This window comes from Thermoanaerobacter thermocopriae JCM 7501 (assembly GCF_001310975.1).
In the GTDB taxonomy this organism is placed as follows: Bacteria; Bacillota; Thermoanaerobacteria; order Thermoanaerobacterales; family Thermoanaerobacteraceae; genus Thermoanaerobacter; species Thermoanaerobacter thermocopriae.
In genome coordinates, this window is the sequence record NZ_BAZY01000006.1 from 83,597 (window position 1) to 103,443 (window position 19,847).

Genomic DNA, 19,847 nt, shown 5'->3' on the forward strand with positions numbered 1-19,847 from the left:
TGCTTTTAAAAGGAGGTGTCAAAAGTGACTAAGACTGTGGGAATACCCAAAGGACTTTTATATTACGATTTTTATCCAATGTGGAAAACTTTTTTTGAAGGTGTGGGAGCAAAAGTAGTGGTTTCCCAGGATACGAATAAAAAATTCTTGATGAAGGAGTAAAGACCTGCGTTGAAGATGCTTGTCTTCCCGTAAAAACTTATGTAGGTCATGTAATGAATTTAAAAGAAAAAGGTGTTGATTATATATTTATTCCAAGAATTGTAAGTGTAGAAAGAAAGAAATACCTTTGTTCAAAGTTTTTAGGACTGCCTGATTTTGTAAAAAGTTTAATTGAAGATTTGCCACCTATTATAGATGTCGAGATTAATTATTATAGAAATGATGAATTTACTCAAAAAGAATTTATAAAAATTGGTAGAATCTTTGGAAAAACTAAAGAGCAATCTTTAAAAGCTTATTTTGAAGCTACCCAACAACAAAAAAAGTTTGAAGAATTATTGAAAGAAGGTTTCACTAATTTAGAAGCTTTAAGAGTTTGGGAAAGCAACAAACTAAAAAAAAGAAGAAAGTAATTATGACCTTAAAATAGCAGTCATTTCTCATCCTTATAATATTATGGATGAGTACATAAGTATGGGTATTGTTGAAAAGTTAAAAAGCATGGGAGCGCAAGTCTATACAATGGAAATGTTAGAGAGAAATTCAATATTAGAAGGAGCATCAATACTTTCAAAAGACATATTTTGGAACTATGAAAGAAATATTTTAGGAGCAGGGCTATATTTTCTGAAACAAAAAAATGTGGATGGTGTGATTATGATTTCTGCTTTTGGTTGTGGACCTAATTCTATAACAGAGGAATTGCTGGAGAGGATTTATAAAAGAGAGAAGGAGGTACCTTTTATGTTGATTACAATTGATGAACATTCTGGAGAAGCTGGCATTATGACTAGGTTGGAGGCTTTTATAGATCTTTTAAGATTTAACAAAAAGGCGGTGATGGTATGAAAATTACTTATCCCAATATGGGCTCTTTAAATATGATTTTAAAGACGATGTTTGAAGGAATCGGGGTAGAAGTGGTAGATCCACCCCCTTCTACTAATAAAACATTAACTTTAGGAGTAAGAAATTCTCATGAATTTGTATGTTTACCTTTTAAAATCAACGTCGGAAATTTTATTGAGGCTCTCGATAAGGGTGCAGATACGATTATAATGTTAGGGGGGATTGGACCTGTAGATTTGGATATTATGGTCAGGTGCAAAAAGAGATATTAAAAGATTTAGGTTATGACTTTAAAATGATAATTGTTGATCCACCCCATGGTAGGTTAATAGACTTTCTTAAAGAATTGGCTTCATATTTTCCTAATGTAGATGGAAAAACGGCTTTAAAATCTTTTGTATTTGCAGTGAAAAAGATGATAGCAGCTGACAGATTAGAAAAGTTTTTGTTAAAACACAGAGCCCATGAAGATAAACCAGGTGTGACAACAAAAATATACGAAGAATATATGAAAAAGCTAGAAAAGGCTCAAACTGGTAAAGAAGTGGACAAAATAGTAGCAGAGGCTATGAAAAAAATAAAGGAAAATGCAAATGTACAACGGAAAATACAGCTTAAAGTGGCACTGGTAGGAGAAATTTATATGCTATTAGAACCTTTTACTAATATGGATATCAGCAAATCTTTAAATGAATTGGGGGTAGAAGTTACAAAAACAGAATATCTTTCAGATTATTTAATTAACAGTGCCTTTAAATTGCCTCAAAGGATGGAGTTTAAGAAAAACGCAAGAGGATATTTAGAAAGAGATATAGGAGGACATGGACTTAACACTGTTGCAAATACAGTAAAATATGCTAAACTAAAATATGATGGCGTGATTCACATACTTCCCTTTACCTGCACCCCTGAAATAGTAGCTCAAGGAATAATTGCAAAAATTAGTCGAGATTACAATATTCCAGTGATGTCTTTAGTATACGATGAAAACACTGGGCAAGCAGGTTACCAAACCCGTTTGGAAGCTTTTGTGGATCTTTTGTATAGAAAAAGGATGGAGGTAGTTTGCTGAAATCATCCTTTTAATTTTTTATTTTTCCAAAAATAATGGAAGGAAAAATGTATTTTGTGTGGAATATATAATAAGTGGATGGTTAGCAAGGGGTGATAGGTATGAAGGAATTAGGAGAATTTTTAAAAAATGAAAGAATAAAGAAAGGGTTGACATTAGAAGAAATTCAAGAGATAACTAAAATACGAATACGCTATTTAAAAGCTATTGAAGATGGAGATTTTAGCATAATGCCTGCCCTTGTATATGCTAAGGGCTTTGTAAAAAGTTACGCTGAAGCTTTAGGATTGGATGGCAATGAGTTAGTAAAAAAATATGAGTATTTGTTTCAGGAGAAAGAGGAGGAGACATTACCTAATATAGAAACTAATTCTTCTTACAAAAAAGAGGGAAGAGATTTTTCGCAATTTTTTTTGACTTTAAAAAAGGCAGTAATTTTGTTTTAGTAATAGGTATTATAGGATACGGTTTTTACTATTTTATAAATCAAGTTAAAAAGGGACTTGCACCAATTCCACAACAAAATCAAAGTGAAGCTTCAACATATTCAGAAGACAAAACAGATTTAGAGAACAAAACAAATCCTTCACAGGAAAGCAATGTTTCTCAACCGAAAGTAAATACGTCGATTGAAAAAAATATCAGAAACTTCCAAAAAAATAGAATATAAAGTTGTTCCCTCTGGAGAAAGTTATAAAGTAGAAATAAGCGTGCCTGGCGAAAAATGTTGGTTTAGTATAAAAGTAGATGAGAATGTGGTTTTTGAAGGTCTTATGACAAAGGATATGTCTAAAATTTTTGATGTAAAAGATAGTATTACTATATTGATGGGATATCCGCCAGCTGTTAAAATAACTGTAGACGGTGAGGAGTTACCAACAGTGCAGACACCATCACCGGTTACTATAAATATTCATACATAGAAAGGGGAAAGAAGATGATAAAAGAAGCTATATTCCATAAAAGCGATGTGCCTTACGCATATCCAGTTAATGAAAATCAATTAAAGATAGTATTAAGAACTGCTGTATTTGATGTGGATAGGGTATATGTTTTATACAAAGACAGATACGATTGGATGGGGAAATTCAAAATAAAACCGATGGTATTAATCCATACCAACGAATTATTTGATTATTTTGAAACTACCTTAGACCTTAATAAAAAATTTGTGTATTTTTTCTATTTGGTATCTGAAGGTGGCGAGAAATTATATTATACAGAAGCAGGATTTTACAAAAAAAGGCCAGAAGATGGATTTTGGGGATTTTTCCATTACCCTTATATAGGAGAGAAAGATGTATTTTTTGCTCCAAATTGGACAAGCGATTGCATTGTATATCAAATATTTCCTGAAAGGTTTAATAACGGCGACAAATCAAACGACCCTGAAAATGTAAAGCCTTGGGGTCAAAAGCCTACTGCAGATTCTTTTTTTGGAGGAGATTTACAAGGAATAATAGATAAAATAAATTATTTAAAAGATTTAGGTATAAATGCCATTTATTTAACACCTATATTTTTATCACCTTCCACACACAAATATGATACTACTGATTATTATACAATTGATCCACGCTTTGGCGATACGCAAAAAGCGAGAGAACTGGTTCAAAAATGCCATGACAATGGCATAAAAGTTATATTTGATGCCGTTTTTAATCACTGTGGGTATGACTTTTTTGCATTTCAGGATGTTATTAAGAATGGTGAAAAATCAAAATACTGGGATTGGTTTAATATATACGAATGGCCAATTAAAACTCATCCAAAACCTTCCTATGAAGCTTTTGCAGATACTGTATGGAGAATGCCAAAGCTTATGACAAAAAATCCAGAAGTGCAAAAATATTTATTGGAAGTGGCAGAATATTGGATTAAAGAAGTGGATATAGACGGTTGGAGCTGGATGTTGCCAATGAGATAGACCATCATTTTTGGAAAAAATTTAGAGAAGTAGTAAAGACAGCTAAACCAGAAGCCATAATTGTGGGAGAGGTTTGGCATGATGCTTCTCCTTGGCTGAGAGGGGATGAATTTGACAGTGTAATGAATTATCCTTTTAGAAATGCAGTTGTGGACTTTTTTGCAAAAAGAAAAATAAGTGCTTCTCGCTTTAATACATTGATTACAGAGCAACTTATGAGACATATGGAAAGTGTAAATAGGGTTATGTTTAATTTGATAGGAAGCCATGATACAGAAAGGTTTTTGACTTTAGCAAATGGCATGGTTACGAGAATGAAGTTGGCGTTGGTGTTTCAATTTACCTTTGTTGGAATTCCATATATTTATTATGGTGATGAGGTAGGAATGGTAGGGGGCAATGACCCTGATTGCAGAAGATGTATGATATGGGAGGAGGAAAAGCAAAATAGAAGTATTTTTGATTTCTACAAAAAATTGATTTCTATAAGGAAAGAAAGTGAGGAGCTTAAATACGGAAATTTCTGTACTTTATACGCTATAGGAATGGTATTTGCTTTTAAGAGGGAATACAAAGGTAAATCAATAATTGTTGTACTAAATAACAGTAGTAAGCAGGAAGTAATATTTTTGAATGAAGTAGAGGGGAAAGAAGATATTTTAAAAATGAAGGAATTGAGAAGAAGTGGTAATCTCCTTTATTTGCAACCTAATTCCGCTTATATTTTAAAGTAACCAATAAGAGTTTAAATGAATAATATGAAGATAGAAAAATAAAGGGGAATGAAAATTCCCCTATATTTTTTAAAAAAACAGGGGTGATGGTATGAAAGATACATCCCGCTATGGCAGAGATTATCAATATTATAAAGATTATGAACTGTTGTATGGAAGTTACGACATTACAAAGCTTATCACATTAAAAAAATTAGTTGAAGCGAGTGAATATGAAGAGTGGAAAGATTACAAAGAGTTTAGGGAATGGTGTAATTCTGAAGAAAGACATAATTGGAAAAGTTCCCCTAAATATATTGAGTGGGAAAAGAAAAAATTATTGTAGTCTACTATAAACTATAAACCCCTTTTACTCGTGGTGTTTTTAAAAGGGGTGTTTTTTTTGAAATAATGTAGTATAATAAAAATAAGCCTGTTGAGGTGATACACTATGTCTTTTTCTTCAAACACAAAAGACGAATTAGCAAAGATTTACCCTGAGGATAAAGAGAGCAAAATAGCAGAGTTAGCTGCTTTGATTAGGACGATAGGTAGCGTTTCCATTTATGGCAATGGGAAAATTTCTTTGACTTTTGCTACAGAAAATGCTTCTGTGGCAAGGCTAATTTTTAAGTTAATAAAAGATTTATTTGGGATAATTCCTGAGACAATGGTGAGAAGAGGTAGGTATCTCAAAAAAACCTTGAACTATCTCCTCTTTATACCTGATACAAAAATTGTAGAAAAAATTTTAGATATAGTTAAAATATTAAATTATGAAAAAGGCCATATAAAATTAAATTATGGGATAGACAAAAAGATTGTAAAAAACACAAAAGCAAAAAAGGCGTATTTGAGAGGGGCTTTTTTGGGGGGTGGTTCAATAAGCGATCCTGAAAAGGCTTATCATATGGAGTTTATTACTCATAATTTGGAGCACGGGAAAGATTTAAGTAAATTGATAAATTCTTTTGATTTAAATTCAAAGGTTATTGCAAGAAAAAATAGTTATGTAGTATACTTAAAAGAGGGAGAGCAAATTGTTGATGTTTTAAATATAATAGGAGCCCACAGTGCTTTATTAAACTTGGAAAATATACGAGTGTATAAAGAAATGAGAAACAATGTAAATAGGATTGTAAACTGTGAAACTGCAAATTTAACCAAGACTATTAACGCGTCTTTAAGGCAAATAGAGAGCATAAATTATATTAAAGAGACAGTAGGTCTTGATTATTTGCCTCCTAATTTGAAAGAAGTAGCGGAACTTAGGATTAATTATCCTGATCTGAGCTTAAAAGAATTGGGACAAATGCTAGTTCCTCCTGTCGGCAAGTCAGGAGTGAATCATAGACTTAGAAAAATTGAAGAAATTTCAAACAAATTGAAGGAAAGGAGAGTTCAATAATGAAAGAAGTTACGATTGAAATTAAAAATAAGACTGGGCTTCATGCAAGACCTGCAGCTTTATTTGTACAAACTGCTAGCAAATTTTCTTCACAAATATGGGTAGAGAAAGATAACAAAAAAGTAAACGCCAAAAGTATAATGGGGATTATGTCTCTTGGAGTGTCGCAAGGTAATGTTGTTAAATTAAGTGCTGAAGGTGATGACGAAGAAGCAGCTATAAAAGCATTGGTAGAACTTATTGAATCAAAATTTGGTGAGGAGTAAACAAAAAAGGTTTCTTTTTCAGAAACCTTTTTTGTATAAAAGGATGATAGTTTATGAAAAAAAATGAAATTGTATTGGAATATATAAAAAATTTACCTGAAGGTACCAAAATTTCTGTAAGAAGTCTTGCACAGACTTTACATATAAGTGAAGGTACTGCTTATAAAGCTATAAAGGATGCAGAAAATTTAATGCTTGTAACAACGATTCCAAGAGTAGGAACTATAAGAAGAAAACAAAAGGAGCCATTTTTTGACCGTCTCACTTATGAGGTTATTACAGAGGTAGTGGAAGGGACAGTGTTAGGTGGTCATGGTGGAATGGGAATGGAGCTTCACAAATTTTTAATTGGGGCCATGACCATCGAAGAAATGGTAAAATACATATCACCGGGAGATCTTGTAATTTTGGGTAATAGGGAAGATGCACAGGAAGCAGCTTTAAAAGCAGGGGCAGCAGTGATGATCACAGGAGGTTTTGATACATTATCTCATATAAAAGAACTTGCGGATAAGCTTTCATTGCCACTTATATCTACTTCTTATGATACTTTTACTGTAGCAACTCTTATAAATAAGGCGATTAATGAAAGTATGACACGAAAAAAGATTTTATACGTCAGCGATGTAATGACATATAATCCAATTTATATGATGCCTCAACAGACAGTAAAAGATTGGAAAAAATTATATACAGAGACTAAACATACCAGATATCCCGTTGTTGATTCAAAAGGGATGTTAGTTGGGATGGTTACTTCAAGGGACGTTGCTACTGCATCGGAGGATGATAAAATTGGGAGTATTATGACTCCTAACCCTGTATTTGTAACGGATACTACTACGCTCTCTTATGCAGCTCATTTAATGATATGGTGGAATGTAGAGATACTACCTGTGACTCGCGGTAGACAATTGATAGGGCTTATAAGCAGAGAAGATGTAATTAAGGCATTACATTATACCGCAAAACAGCCACAGATTAGTGAAGCTATTCAAGACACAATTTTTAAAGATTTTGATATGGAAAAAATAGAAAATGGAGTAAAATTTAAAGGTAAAATTCCTTCAATGTTGGTTAACCAATTTAGTACAGTAAACAACAGTGCTTTAATGATGTTAATGTGTGAATCTGGCATTTTTGCTATAACGCAGAATAAAAGATATGATGCTGTTTTAGATAATTTTTCAGTTTATTTTATTAAACCCATAGGTACAGAGGAATTAATAGAAGTTTTTGCAAGAATAATAGAAGTCACTAATAATTTTAGTAAGTTAGAAATTCGAATCATGCATGAGAAGGAAGAAATTGCAAAGGCATTGATGTCTGTTAGACTTTCTAAAAGAATAAAGATGGTTTAGGTGATTATATCATGTTTGCCCATTTACATGTTCATTCTGAATACAGCTTACTTGATGGTTCTTGCAGAATTAAAGATTTAATTGCTAAAACTAAAGAGTTAAATATGAAAGCCATAGCTATTACAGACCATGGAGTAATGTATGGCGTAATAGATTTTTACAAAGAAGCAGTAGCCCACGGTATAAAACCTATTATAGGCTGTGAAATTTATGTAGCCCCTCGAAGCATGCGGGATAGAGAATATGGGATTGATAATGAAAATTATCACTTGGTGTTACTGGCAAAGGATATGGTAGGTTATAAAAATTTAATGAAGATAGTGACTATGGCTTCAATTGAGGGTTTTTATTATAAACCGAGAGTTGACAAAGAGTTCTTAAAAGAGCACAGCAAGGGGCTAATTGCTTTAAGTGCTTGCCTTGCAGGAGAAGTTCCCTCTTATATTTTAAGAGGTGAGTATGAAAAAGCGAAGGAGGCAGCACTTTTTTACGATTCTATTTTTGGACGAGGGAATTTTTATTTGGAACTGCAGGACCATGGAATTTTAGAACAGCAAAAGGTAAATAAAGAACTTATAAGACTTTCCAAGGAGACAGGGATACCCTTAGTTGCTACTAATGATGTACACTATCTTGACAAAAAAGATGCAAAAGCCCATGAGGTACTTTTGTGCATTCAAACAGGGAAGACAATTGATGATGAAGATCGCATGTCTTTTCCAACTGATGAATTTTATTTAAAATCTCCAGAAGAGATGGAAAATCTCTTTTCATATTGTAAAGAGGCAATTGAAAATACTGAGAAGATTGCAAGTATGTGTAATGTAGAATTTGAGTTTAATAAGACGAAACTACCCAAATATGATTTACCAGAGGGCGTTGATTCCTATGAATACTTGAGAAATTTATGCTATGAAGGTTTGTACAAAAGGTATAAAAATCCAAACAAAGAAGTGATTGAAAGATTAGATTATGAACTTTCTGTGATAAAGCAAATGGGGTATGTAGATTATTTTCTCATAGTGTGGGATTTTATAAAGTTTGCAAAAGACAATGGAATTATGACGGGACCAGGAAGAGGTTCTGCAGCAGGAAGTTTAGTGGCTTATACGTTGGGAATAACTAACGTAGACCCTATAAAGTACAACCTTCTTTTTGAGAGGTTTTTAAACCCTGAGAGGGTGAGCATGCCTGATATTGATTCGGATTTTTGTTATGAGAGAAGACAAGAAGTAATTGATTACGTTGTAAAAAAATATGGCAAAGATAATGTTGCTCAGATTATAACTTTTGGTACCATGGCAGCAAGAGCTGTCATAAGGGATGTAGGAAGGGCTTTAAATTATCCGTATGCAGAGGTAGATGTAATTGCAAAAATGATTCCTTTTGAATTAGGAATGACTATTGATAAAGCTTTATCTTTAAATCCTGAACTTAAAGTGCGGTATGAAAATGACGAAAGAGTAAAACAGCTTATTGATATTTCTAGGTCTTTAGAAGGCCTTCCGCGACATGCCTCTACTCATGCGGCAGGAGTAGTAATATCAAAAGAACCTCTTGTCAATTACGTGCCACTACAAAAAAATGAAGATTCCATAGTAACTCAATTTCCGATGACCACCCTTGAAGAGTTAGGACTTTTAAAGATGGATTTTTTGGGGCTTAGGACTTTGACAGTTATAAGGGATACAATTGAAATGGTAAAAAAGAACAAAGGAGTGACTATAGACTTTGATTCTATGGAGTACGATGACCCTAAAGTTTATGAACTTATATCAAAAGGGGAGACAGAAGGAGTTTTTCAATTAGAGTCTTCTGGCATGAAACAGTTTATGACAGAATTAAAGCCTAAAAACCTTGAGGACATAATAGCAGGAATTTCTCTCTATCGACCCGGACCTATGGACCAAATTCCAAGATATCTCGCTAATAAAAATCACCCAGAGAGTATAGTCTATGACCATCCTCTTTTAAAGCCAATTTTAGATGTAACTTATGGCTGTATGGTGTATCAAGAGCAAGTTATGCAAATTGTGAGAGATGTCGCGGGTTACTCTTTAGGTAGGGCTGACTTGGTAAGACGAGCCATGGCTAAAAAGAAAATGGATGTTATGGAACAAGAGAGAAAAAATTTTATCTATGGAATGGTTGATGATGAAGGAAATGTAATAGTTCCAGGAGCTTTGAGAAATGGATTAGATGAGTCAACTGCTAATAAACTTTTTGACGAAATGTTAGATTTTGCAAACTATGCTTTTAATAAATCTCACGCTGCAGCTTATGCTGTTATAGCTTATCAGACTGCGTATTTAAAAAGGTATTATCCTGTAGAATTTATGGCAGCTCTTTTAAACAGTTTTGTAGATAACTTGGACAAGATTGCTTTTTATGTTCACGTGTGTAAAAAAATGGGGATAAAAGTGCTACCACCTGATATAAATGAGAGCGATTCATATTTTACAGTGGTAGAGGATAAAATAAGGTTTGGACTTAGTGCAGTAAAAAATGTTGGTTTAAATATGACAATGGAAATCGTAAGTGAAAGAGAAAGAAATGGGAAATTTAAATCTGTAGTCGACTTTTTCGAGAGGATGCAGGATAGTCAATTAAATAAAAAAGCAGTGGAAAGCTTAATTAAAGCCGGAGCTTTTAGTTCTTTTGGAGTGCGGCGTTCTCAACTTTTGTCAGTATATGACAAATTAATGGAAAATATAAAGAAAAATAGGAATAATAATATAAACGGGCAGATTTCTTTATTTGGGGAAATAGAACAAAAACATGGGGTGGAATTTGAATTTCCTGATTTAGAAGAATTTCCTAAAAGCAGATTGTTGTCCATGGAAAAAGAAACTTTAGGCCTTTATATAAGTGGGCATCCTTTAGAAGAGTATGTGGAGGATATTCCTAAAATTACTAATGCCACTACTTTGGATTTTAAAGTTAGCGAAGAGGAGATGTTTCAACCCAAATTGCGAGATAACCAAGAAGTGGTGATAGCAGGAGTCATATCTACAAAAAAAATTAAATTTACGAAAAGTAATAATATGATGGCTTTTGTCACAATTGAGGACTTGTATGGTACTGTAGAGGTAATAGTATTTCCAACTGTATATGAAAAGTATTCTAGTATAATAAAAGAAGACAGCCCAGTTGTAGTGAAGGGAAAGGTTAGTTTAAGGGAAGATGAAGAGCCTAAAATTTTATGCGATGAAATTAAGTCGTTGTCTCAAGCGATAGTGAAGAAACTTTATCTTAATTTGCAAGATTCTGCAAAGATTGAGATTGTTAAACAAATATTGCGCAAAAATCCTGGTAATATGCCAGTAGTTTTAAAGCTTAACAGTAAAAAATTATTAGCGGCTAATAGAGATTTGTGGGTAAATGGAAGCAAAGAATTAATTAAAGAACTTCATATGGTGTTAGGAGAGGAAAATGTTAAAGTAGTTTGAGAAAAAGTTTGCAAATTTTAAGTTGATAACTGAAAGAAAATAGATTAAAATATACTCTAGAAATACTAAGGAGGCAGTTTTATGTGGACGGTAATATACATGGCACAAGATATGGAGACTGCAGAAAAAGTCAAAGAGGTTTTAACAAAAGAAGGTTTCTTAGTAAAATTGCGTCCACTTAACAAAAAAATAGACAAAAAAGGTTCTTATTGTGAAATTTTAGTTCCCAAAACAGAGGCTCAAGATGCGCAAAGTATTATTATTGAATATGGCCTATAATTTTTTGCCCGAAAGGCTGTTTTAACAGAAATGGGACAAGTATAGTCCATGTGGGATAAAAAAGGAGGTAAACTATGAAGACAATTGGGATACTTACAAGTGGTGGAGATGCACCAGGGATGAACGCAGCTATAAGAGCTGTGGTGAGGACAGGAATTTATTATGGGCTTAAAGTAAAAGGCATTATGAGGGGATATGCAGGGTTAGTAGAGGATGAAGTTATTGATTTAAATCTTTCTTCGGTAGGAGATATACTACAAAAGGGTGGTACTATTTTGAGAACTGCTAGATGTGAAGAATTTAAGAAAAAAGAGGTGCGCAAAAAAGCTTACGAAACGCTTCAAAAACATGGAATAGAAGGTCTGGTAGTAATTGGAGGAGACGGTTCTTTTAGAGGTGCACAGCTTTTGAGTGAGGAGTGGAATGTAAATACAATTGGGATTCCAGGTACAATTGATAATGACATACCTTGTACGGATTATACAATAGGTTTTGATACTGCTTGCAATACTGTCATTGACGCGATAAATAAAATAAGGGATACTGCTACTTCCCATGAAAGAGCAAATATAATAGAAGTGATGGGAAGAAATGCGGGCTACATTGCTTTGTATGCTGGTCTGGCTGGTGGAGCAGAGATGATTATACTTCCTGAAGTGGAATGGAGCATCGATGAACTTTGTGATAAAATCACTTATGGGATAAAGAGGGGGAAGCTTCACCATATAATTGTTCTTGCAGAGGGAGTTATGAGTGCTCCAGAGCTAGCGAAAATGATTAAAGAAAGACTACCAAAATTGGACTTAAGGTATACTATTTTGGGGCACATTCAAAGAGGCGGAGCTCCTACAGTGATGGATAGGGTATTGGCAAGCCAAATGGGGGCAAGAGCAGTAGAATTGCTTTTGGAAAATAAAACCAAAAGGATAATAAGTATACGAAACAATCAAATTGTAGATGATGATATAGATGAAGCTCTTTCCATGAAGAAAGAATTTAACAGAAAACTTTATGAGCTCAGCAAGATATTGTCTATATAAATAAGTTTTAAGGAGTGAAGGTATGCGCAGAACAAAAATAGTATGTACAATAGGACCTGCCAGCGAAGACTATAATATACTGAGAAAATTAATTGAAAAAGGTATGAATGTTGCACGACTTAATTTTTCTCATGGAGATTTTGCAGAACATGGAGCGAGAATTGACAATATAAAAAAAATAAGGCAAGAGTTGGGGTTGCCTGTTGCTATTTTATTAGACACAAAAGGTCCTGAGATAAGAACAGGAAAGTTTAAAAATGGCGAAGTACAATTAAAAGAAGGACAAACTTTTGTCATTACGACAAGAGAGGTATTAGGAGACGAAACTATATGCAGTGTATCATATAAAGGGTTGCCTCAAGATGTGGAAAGAGGCAGCCGCATATTAATTGACGATGGGTTAATTTCTCTAAAGGTTACAGATGTTAAAGGAGAAGATATAGTTTGTATTGTAGAAAATTCTGGTCCTGTAAAAGATCATAAAGGAGTAAATGTTCCAGGGGTAAAACTCAATCTTCCTGCATTAACTCAAAAAGATATAGACGATATAGAGTTTGGAATTCAAAAAGGCATTGATATGATTGCTGCTTCTTTTGTTAGAAAGGCTTCTGATGTTTTGGCAATAAGAAGACTTTTAGAAGAAAATAAGGCAGAGCATATTTTAATTATTGCCAAAATAGAGAATCGCGAAGGAGTAGAAAATATAGACGAAATTATAAAGGTTTCAGATGGAATAATGGTAGCCAGAGGAGATTTAGGGGTTGAGATTCCTCTTGAAGAAATACCAATCGTTCAAAAGATGATTATACAAAAATGCAATAAAGCGGGGAAACCGGTAATTACTGCAACTCAAATGTTGGACTCTATGATGAGAAATCCAAGGCCTACAAGAGCAGAAGTTACAGATGTAGCAAATGCTATTCTTGATGGAACAGATGCTATAATGTTATCAGGGGAGACAGCTCAAGGTAAATACCCAATAGAGGCGTTTGAGACAATGGCTAAGATTGCAGAAAAGACAGAAGCTTACGTGGGATACAAAGATATAATCGATAGAAATATTGATACAAATGTTTCTATTACAAACGCTATAAGCCATGCAACTTGTACTACAGCGAGAGATATAGGTGCAGCTGCTATAATAACTTGTACTAAATCTGGCTATACAGCGAGAATGGTGTCAAGGTACAGACCTCAAGCTCCGATTATTGCTACTACTCCAAGCGAAAGTGTTGCAAGGAAACTCTCTATAGTGTGGGGCGTATATCCTTTAGTTACAGAAGAGGTTTCTACTACAGATGAAATGATAGATGTGGCAATACAAAGTGCATTAACTGCAGGATTTATAAGGAATGGCGATATCGTAGTAATTTCCGCAGGAATTCCTGTAGCTATGGCAGGTACCACCAACATGTTGAAAGTACATATAGTAGGGGATGTTTTATTAAGAGGAATAGGTATAGGTTCTAAAGCTACTACAGGTGCTGTATGTGTTATTAATGATATAAGTAAAGATAAAGATAAATTCCGAGAAGGAGATATAATAGTTGCTGCAAAGACTGAAAGAGATTTTATGCCTCTTATAGAAAAAGCTTCGGCTATAATCACAGAAGAAGGAGGGCTTACTTCTCACGCTGCTATTGTGGGGCTAAACCTAGGAATCCCTGTAATTGTAGGGTGCGAAGGAGCAACTTCTAAACTCAAAGATGGCATGACTGTAACGGTTGACACCGTTAGAGGATTTGTGTATAAAGGAACTGTAAATATTAAATAAGACAAGATTTTCTCTTGTCTTTCTTTTCTTTCTTTTTAAGGAGTGATTAAGTCATGCATGTATGGGATGCAGAGTTAAGAGTCCGATATGGAGAAACTGACAAAATGGGTATAGTTTACTATTCTAATTATTTTAACTGGTTTGAAATTGGCAGGACAGAGTTTTTTCGTTCTTTAGGGATGTCTTACAGAAGTTTAGAAGAAAAAATGTAATGCTACCTGTAATTGACGCTCAGTGCAAATATTTTTCGTCTGCTTTGTATGACGACCTTATAATAATACGTACTCGATTAGAATTTGTTAAAGGAACCCGTATTAAATTTTTATATGATATAATACGAAAAGAGGATAACAAACTTTTAGCACAAGGTTATACAGAACATCCTTTTACCAACCTTGAAAAGAAACCTATTAACTTAAAAAAAGTCATGCCAGAAGTTTATCAAATGCTTGCAAAATGTTGTGATTAAAATTTATAAAAAATGGTATAAAATACTATGAAAATGAGTTATAATAAATAATAGGGTAACCGATTTTTTTAAATGCACTTTTTTAAGTGTATTTTTTCTTAAAATTATAGTAAACGTTTACATATTTTATAAGAACTCTATGTTTTTTCTCAATATAACGGTATAATAATTATGGGAAAAGGAGGCGTTTTTCTTGCACAACATAAAAGTAGGAGAAAATTATGAGGTATATATTGACAATATGGCTCATGAAGGCCAAGGAGTTGGAAGAATTGGAGGAGTTGCTACATTTGTAGAAGGAGCATTGACAGGAGAAAAGGTTGTTGCACAAATAGATAAAGTTTATAAAAATTACGTTATAAGTCATGTAGTCGAAATATTAGAAAAGTCTCATGATAGAGTAAAGCCTTTATGCTCTTATGCAAATAAATGTGGGGGTTGCTCTTTCCAGCATCTAAGTTACGAAGGGCAGTTAAAATACAAAACACAAAAGGTAAAAGACAATTTAGAAAGAATAGGCAAAGTGTATACTAAAGTTCATGAAATCATAGGAATGAAAGAGCCACAAAGGTATAGAAATAAGGCTCAGTTTCCTGTTGGAATGCTTGATGGCGAAGTAGTGACGGGCTTTTATGCGCCTCGTTCTCACGATATTGTACCTATAGAAAGCTGTATGATACAGAATGAGATTAGTGATAATATTGCAATAACTGTAAGAAATTGGATTAAAAAATATAACGTTTCTGTATATGATGAAAAAGCAGGAAAGGGTTTGATAAGGCATATTGTCACAAGAGTTGCGTTTAAAACAGGAGAAGTTATGGTTATCCTTGTGGTTAATGGAAAACACATACCCTATAAAGAACAATTAATTGATGCTTTGAAAAAAGAGATAAAGGGGCTTAAAAGTGTAGTATTAAATATCAACACAAAAAGAACTAATGTGATTATGGGGAAGGATAATATAACTATTTATGGAAGCGATAATATTATTGACTATATCAAGGACATAAAATTCGAGATATCACCTTTATCCTTTTTTCAAGTAAATCCTGTTCAAACAGAGGTTTTATACGGAAAGGTCCTTGAGTATGCCGATTTAAAGGGAAATGAGACCGTAATAGACGTGTATTGTGGGATAGGTACCATATCTTTATTTGCGGCACAGAAGGCTTTTTTTGTCTATGGTATTGAGGCTGTCCACCAAGCGGTGGAAGATGCAAAGAGAAATGCTTACATAAATGGCATTAAAAATGTGGAATTTATTTCAGGACAAGCGGAAAAAGTAATGCCTGAGTTAGTTGATAAAGGAGTCAAAGCAGATGTAGTTATAATAGATCCTCCAAGGAAGGGTTGCGATATACCTGTTTTAGAAGCAATTGTGAATATGAATCCACAAAAAATTATATACGTCTCTTGTAATCCTTCTACATTGGCACGAGATTTGAGATATCTTGATGACAAAGGATACAAAACGATGGAAGTGCAACCTGTTGATATGTTTCCTTATACGCATCACGTTGAAAGTGTTTGCTTGATTACTAATAAAAGTTAACAATTTTGATTACTGGAAGTAGAATAAAAATCGTGTTTCCCACTATTTAAAGGTAGTTAGAACTTAGGTTATTGGAAAATAAATTAATTGGTTTTAGATGTTTTTATGCAATAGAATAGACTTTGGGGTGCGTTAAATGAACCAGTTAATGATACAAGAAAAATTTTTTTAAATATTGCTGTAGTTTTTTAGGGTATTTTATAAAAATCCAGGAAATTTCTGAAAATTCAGGTGATGTACTGAGCAAGATTGTGCTTTATATAACTTTACCTGCTACGATTTTAACTATTTTTTCTCAGTATAAAATTGATACGGGATTATTTATTCTCACTTTTATAAGTATTATTTTGGGAGTTTTGACATTTATCTTTGGATATTTTGTGGTAAAAAAAGTTAACTTAGATAATTCTGATAAATGGACTCTGTTGGTTTCTATATGCGGATATAATATAGGTTTATTTGCCCTTCCCTTTATACAGCAGGTTTATGGAAATGAAGGCATTATAAATATGGCAATGTTTGATATGGGTAATTCTTTTATTGTTTTTGGTTTTGCCTATGGTGTATCTTTTTTAGCGGGTGGAAAAACTAATTTTAATTTAAAAGAGGTATCAAAAAAGATTATATATTTTTTTCCACTTGATGTGTACATATCAGCTATTTTAATGAGTTTATTTAATATCAATTTTACTGGGATGACAAAGGAATTTATTTATCAACTTTCTCTACCTAACAATATTCTTGCTTTATTTACAATTGGATATTTTTTGGATTTTGATTTGAATAAAAATGAATTAAAAGCTTTGATAATAGGTTTGTTTGTAAAATTTTTACCGGGAGTTGCTTTAATTTTAACAACACCGTTTTTGTTTGATACAAAACTGCTTATAATAAAAATTATAACAATAGGAGCAATTCTTCCTACTCCTATGGTAGCAGTAATTTATGCCAAGGAAAGAGGACTAAATGCTAAATTGGCTTCTGTTTTTATTACCGTTTCAATTATTATAAGCATTTTACTTATGACTTATATAATGCTTAGATGGCAATAAAGGGGAGTAAGGTTTATATATTCCTTACTCCCCTTTTTAATTTATCTATTTCTTTTCTAAAGTATATATACATTATGCTTCCTTCAAACGCCCATTGGATGGCTGTTACAAACCATACATAGACAACTCCTAAATTTAAAATGTAGATGACTATGTACATAAGAGGAAGTCTTATAAACAGCTGGATATTGTAGAGATAATAAAGGGGGTCTTTGTATTTCCACTTCCTTTAAGGCCTCCACCATAAACCATGCCAACTGCCATAAAAGGTTGTTCAATAGATGCTACCATAAGACACAAAATTCCTACTGCAATTACATCGGTATCTTTTATAAAAGCTCTCATCAAAGGATAAGGTATTGTAAGGAACAATATTGACATTGTACCCATAATAGCTACAGCGAAGAATGCTGCAATATTTGTATATCTTTTTGCACTTTCATAGTTTTTTGCGCCAACCATTTGACCTGCCATTGTGGTTGCAGCCACTGCAAAACCCCATCCCGGCATAAAAGAGATAGATTCAATTGTAGTTGCAATTTGATTGGCTGCGAAAGCTACTGTTCCAAGGTGCATTATCATAAATATTGAAATAAGTCGACTTATGTCAAAGGAACCTTCTTGAAGAGAAGCAGGTAAGGCAAGTTTTAGTATCTTTACAATTATTTGCTTGTCAAAATTTATTATATCAAAAAGATCAATATTTAATATTTTTTGGTTGAAATAATATAACATTATAAATATAAAGCCAGAGAATTGTGCTATAGTAGTAGCAATTGCAGAACCTTTTACACCCAAAGCAGGAAAGCCTAATTTTCCAAATATTAAAATCCAATCCAATAAAATGTTGATAAATATAACTATACTTGCTGCTATCATGGGGGTTTTTGTATTTCCTTGTGCTCTTAAAACTGCGTTTAGTACATTCATAAGCATATTAAAGAAAATACCTATTGATGCAATTTTTATATATATTTTTCCTACGAAAAGTACATTACCAGTCGCACTGGCTATTATTAAAAAATTTTCTGCAAAAGCAAAAAGTATTAAAGAAATAATAATAGCGACAATAGTTCCTAACAAAATTCCTTGAGATGCGTATTTTTTAGCAGTTTCAAAATCTTTTGCTCCAATGCTACGGGCGACATAGGAAGTTACTCCTATAGAGATTCCCATTGCTACAAAAATGTTAGAGAAGGTATATATAATTTCTGATGCAAGGCCTACAGCACTAACACTGTCTTTTCCGCCAAATTGCCCCACCATCATCGTATCTATTACCCACACAACCATGTATAAAAGCATTTCTCCAACTGCAGGTAATGCTAAATTAAGTATTTCTTTTATTTCTTTTTTAGTTGCCATATAACACCTCCTATTTTTATTGGAAACTCCTACATTGTCTGTATTGTTTAGGGGCAATATCAATTGGATTATAATGGAGTCCAAATAGATTTTGATCAGCACTTATATATTTGTTTTTTCTAAACTTTTTAATCACTAATAGTATTATAACACAATAGGAAAATTAAAGTAACTGAGGCTTGTGTTGATAAAGGGATTTTTTAAATTTTGATTGAGTTTTTACATGGAAAAGTATAAAATATGAATAAAGGCAGTGTAGTGAGAAAATTAATTAAAGCTATGATTTTTAAATAATGAGACGGAGGCATATTTATATGTCTGAAATTATAAGACCAAAATATGAATATATTGCTTTTGATATTGCTAAAAGAATTGTAGATGGCGAGTTTAATGAGGGTGAGAGACTTTACGGCAGGTCAAATCTTGCGGGAATTTATAAAGTTTCACCTGAGACAATACGGCGTGCTATTTCCCTTTTACAGGACATGGGAGTAGTTTTTTCAGAACAAGGCAAAGGGATAATTATTAAATCCAAAGAAGCGGCGCAAAGATATATAAACCAATTTAATGAAAGACAAACGTTAGAGGTTTTAAAAAAGGAATTGGTTAAAATCGTTGAAGAAAGAAAAAAACTTGATGAAAGACTAGAAACTCTTTTGTTAAAATTTATAGAATATGCCAATAGACTAAAAAACATTAGTGATTTTAACCCTGTTGAAATTCGCGTCAATGAAAAAAGCACTGCCGTTGGTAAGACTTTGGCTGAGTTAAATTTTGGGATACTACAGGGCGACCGTAATAGCTATTAGGAGAGGAGAAGAAGTAATTATTTCTCCTGGCCTAATGAAAGAATTAAAGGTGGGGATTATTTAGTTCTAGTTGGAAATAAAGAGGCTTTCCAAAAAAGTATATCTTTAGTTGATAATTATACTGTTATTAGTTTTTCCTAGCTCTTATTGCTAGGTTATTTTTTTATTTGAATTCAATTTAAGTTAAAGAATTGCTTTCTGTTCACTTTCATGTATAAAATTCAAAAAAGAGGTTATATTTAGAAGTGAATTTATTGGTTTATGAGAGACATTAATTATTTTCCAATAAGAATAATA

Annotated in this window: 11 protein-coding genes and 6 pseudogenes; 16 read left to right on the forward strand and 1 reads right to left on the reverse strand. The window is 33.0% G+C overall.

What is annotated here, in order from left to right:
• Window positions 1–24: 24 nt before the first annotated feature.
• The 15 genes and pseudogenes from JCM7501_RS15795 (at window position 25) to JCM7501_RS04165 (ending at window position 17,376) form a co-directional block, all read left to right on the forward strand.
• A pseudogene (locus tag JCM7501_RS15795) lies at window positions 25–1,011 on the forward strand (acyl-CoA dehydratase activase-related protein).
• Window positions 1,008–2,083, forward strand: a pseudogene (locus tag JCM7501_RS04100) (2-hydroxyacyl-CoA dehydratase). Before JCM7501_RS15795 ends, JCM7501_RS04100 begins: the two co-directional pseudogenes overlap by 4 nt.
• A 101-nt stretch (window positions 2,084–2,184) precedes the next feature.
• Window positions 2,185–3,006: pseudogene (locus JCM7501_RS15800) on the forward strand (helix-turn-helix domain-containing protein).
• Between the two features lie 14 nt (window positions 3,007–3,020).
• A pseudogene (locus JCM7501_RS04110) lies at window positions 3,021–4,744 on the forward strand (glycoside hydrolase family 13 protein).
• A gap of 91 nt (window positions 4,745–4,835) precedes the next feature.
• Window positions 4,836–5,069, forward strand: coding sequence for a hypothetical protein (locus tag JCM7501_RS04115; protein ID WP_012995614.1), 234 nt, complete (start codon window positions 4,836–4,838; stop codon window positions 5,067–5,069).
• 105 nt (window positions 5,070–5,174) lie between these two features.
• On the forward strand, window positions 5,175–6,131 hold the full coding sequence (gene whiA / locus JCM7501_RS04120) for a DNA-binding protein WhiA (protein WP_012995613.1): 957 nt from the start codon (window positions 5,175–5,177) through the stop codon (window positions 6,129–6,131).
• Window positions 6,131–6,397, forward strand: coding sequence for an HPr family phosphocarrier protein (locus JCM7501_RS04125; protein WP_012995612.1), 267 nt, complete (start codon window positions 6,131–6,133; stop codon window positions 6,395–6,397). The genes whiA and JCM7501_RS04125 overlap by 1 nt, the downstream gene beginning before the upstream one ends.
• Window positions 6,398–6,450: 53 nt before the next feature.
• Window positions 6,451–7,758, forward strand: coding sequence for a DRTGG domain-containing protein (locus JCM7501_RS04130; protein WP_012995611.1), 1,308 nt, complete (start codon window positions 6,451–6,453; stop codon window positions 7,756–7,758).
• A gap of 11 nt (window positions 7,759–7,769) precedes the next feature.
• The gene (locus tag JCM7501_RS04135) at window positions 7,770–11,207 is read left to right on the forward strand and encodes a DNA polymerase III subunit alpha (RefSeq protein WP_028991897.1); all 3,438 of its coding nucleotides are present in this window, start codon (window positions 7,770–7,772) and stop codon (window positions 11,205–11,207) included.
• Window positions 11,208–11,288: 81 nt separating this feature from the next.
• Window positions 11,289–11,486, forward strand: a complete 198-nt coding sequence (locus tag JCM7501_RS04140) for a hypothetical protein (RefSeq protein WP_028991898.1) — start codon at window positions 11,289–11,291, stop codon at window positions 11,484–11,486.
• A gap of 74 nt (window positions 11,487–11,560) precedes the next feature.
• A complete protein-coding gene (gene pfkA, locus JCM7501_RS04145; protein ID WP_003868325.1) occupies window positions 11,561–12,526 on the forward strand; it encodes a 6-phosphofructokinase in 966 nt (321 codons plus the stop codon).
• Between the two features lie 22 nt (window positions 12,527–12,548).
• On the forward strand, window positions 12,549–14,300 hold the full coding sequence (gene pyk / locus JCM7501_RS04150; RefSeq protein ID WP_028991899.1) for a pyruvate kinase: 1,752 nt from the start codon (window positions 12,549–12,551) through the stop codon (window positions 14,298–14,300).
• A 53-nt stretch (window positions 14,301–14,353) separates the two neighbouring features.
• Window positions 14,354–14,769: pseudogene (locus JCM7501_RS15805) on the forward strand (acyl-CoA thioesterase).
• 193 nt (window positions 14,770–14,962) lie between these two features.
• Window positions 14,963–16,324, forward strand: a complete 1,362-nt coding sequence (gene rlmD / locus JCM7501_RS04160; RefSeq protein WP_028991900.1) for a 23S rRNA (uracil(1939)-C(5))-methyltransferase RlmD — start codon at window positions 14,963–14,965, stop codon at window positions 16,322–16,324.
• Window positions 16,325–16,539: 215 nt separating this feature from the next.
• Window positions 16,540–17,376, forward strand: coding sequence for an AEC family transporter (locus JCM7501_RS04165; protein ID WP_256201130.1), 837 nt, complete (start codon window positions 16,540–16,542; stop codon window positions 17,374–17,376).
• 13 nt (window positions 17,377–17,389) lie between these two features.
• Here JCM7501_RS04165 and JCM7501_RS04170 read toward each other — a convergent pair.
• A pseudogene (locus JCM7501_RS04170) lies at window positions 17,390–18,798 on the reverse strand (MATE family efflux transporter).
• A gap of 257 nt (window positions 18,799–19,055) precedes the next feature.
• Here JCM7501_RS04170 and JCM7501_RS04175 point away from each other — a divergent pair.
• Window positions 19,056–19,550 (forward strand): winged helix-turn-helix domain-containing protein, encoded by a 495-nt coding sequence (locus JCM7501_RS04175; protein WP_256201124.1) that lies wholly within the window; start codon window positions 19,056–19,058, stop codon window positions 19,548–19,550.
• Window positions 19,551–19,847: the final 297 nt, after the last annotated feature.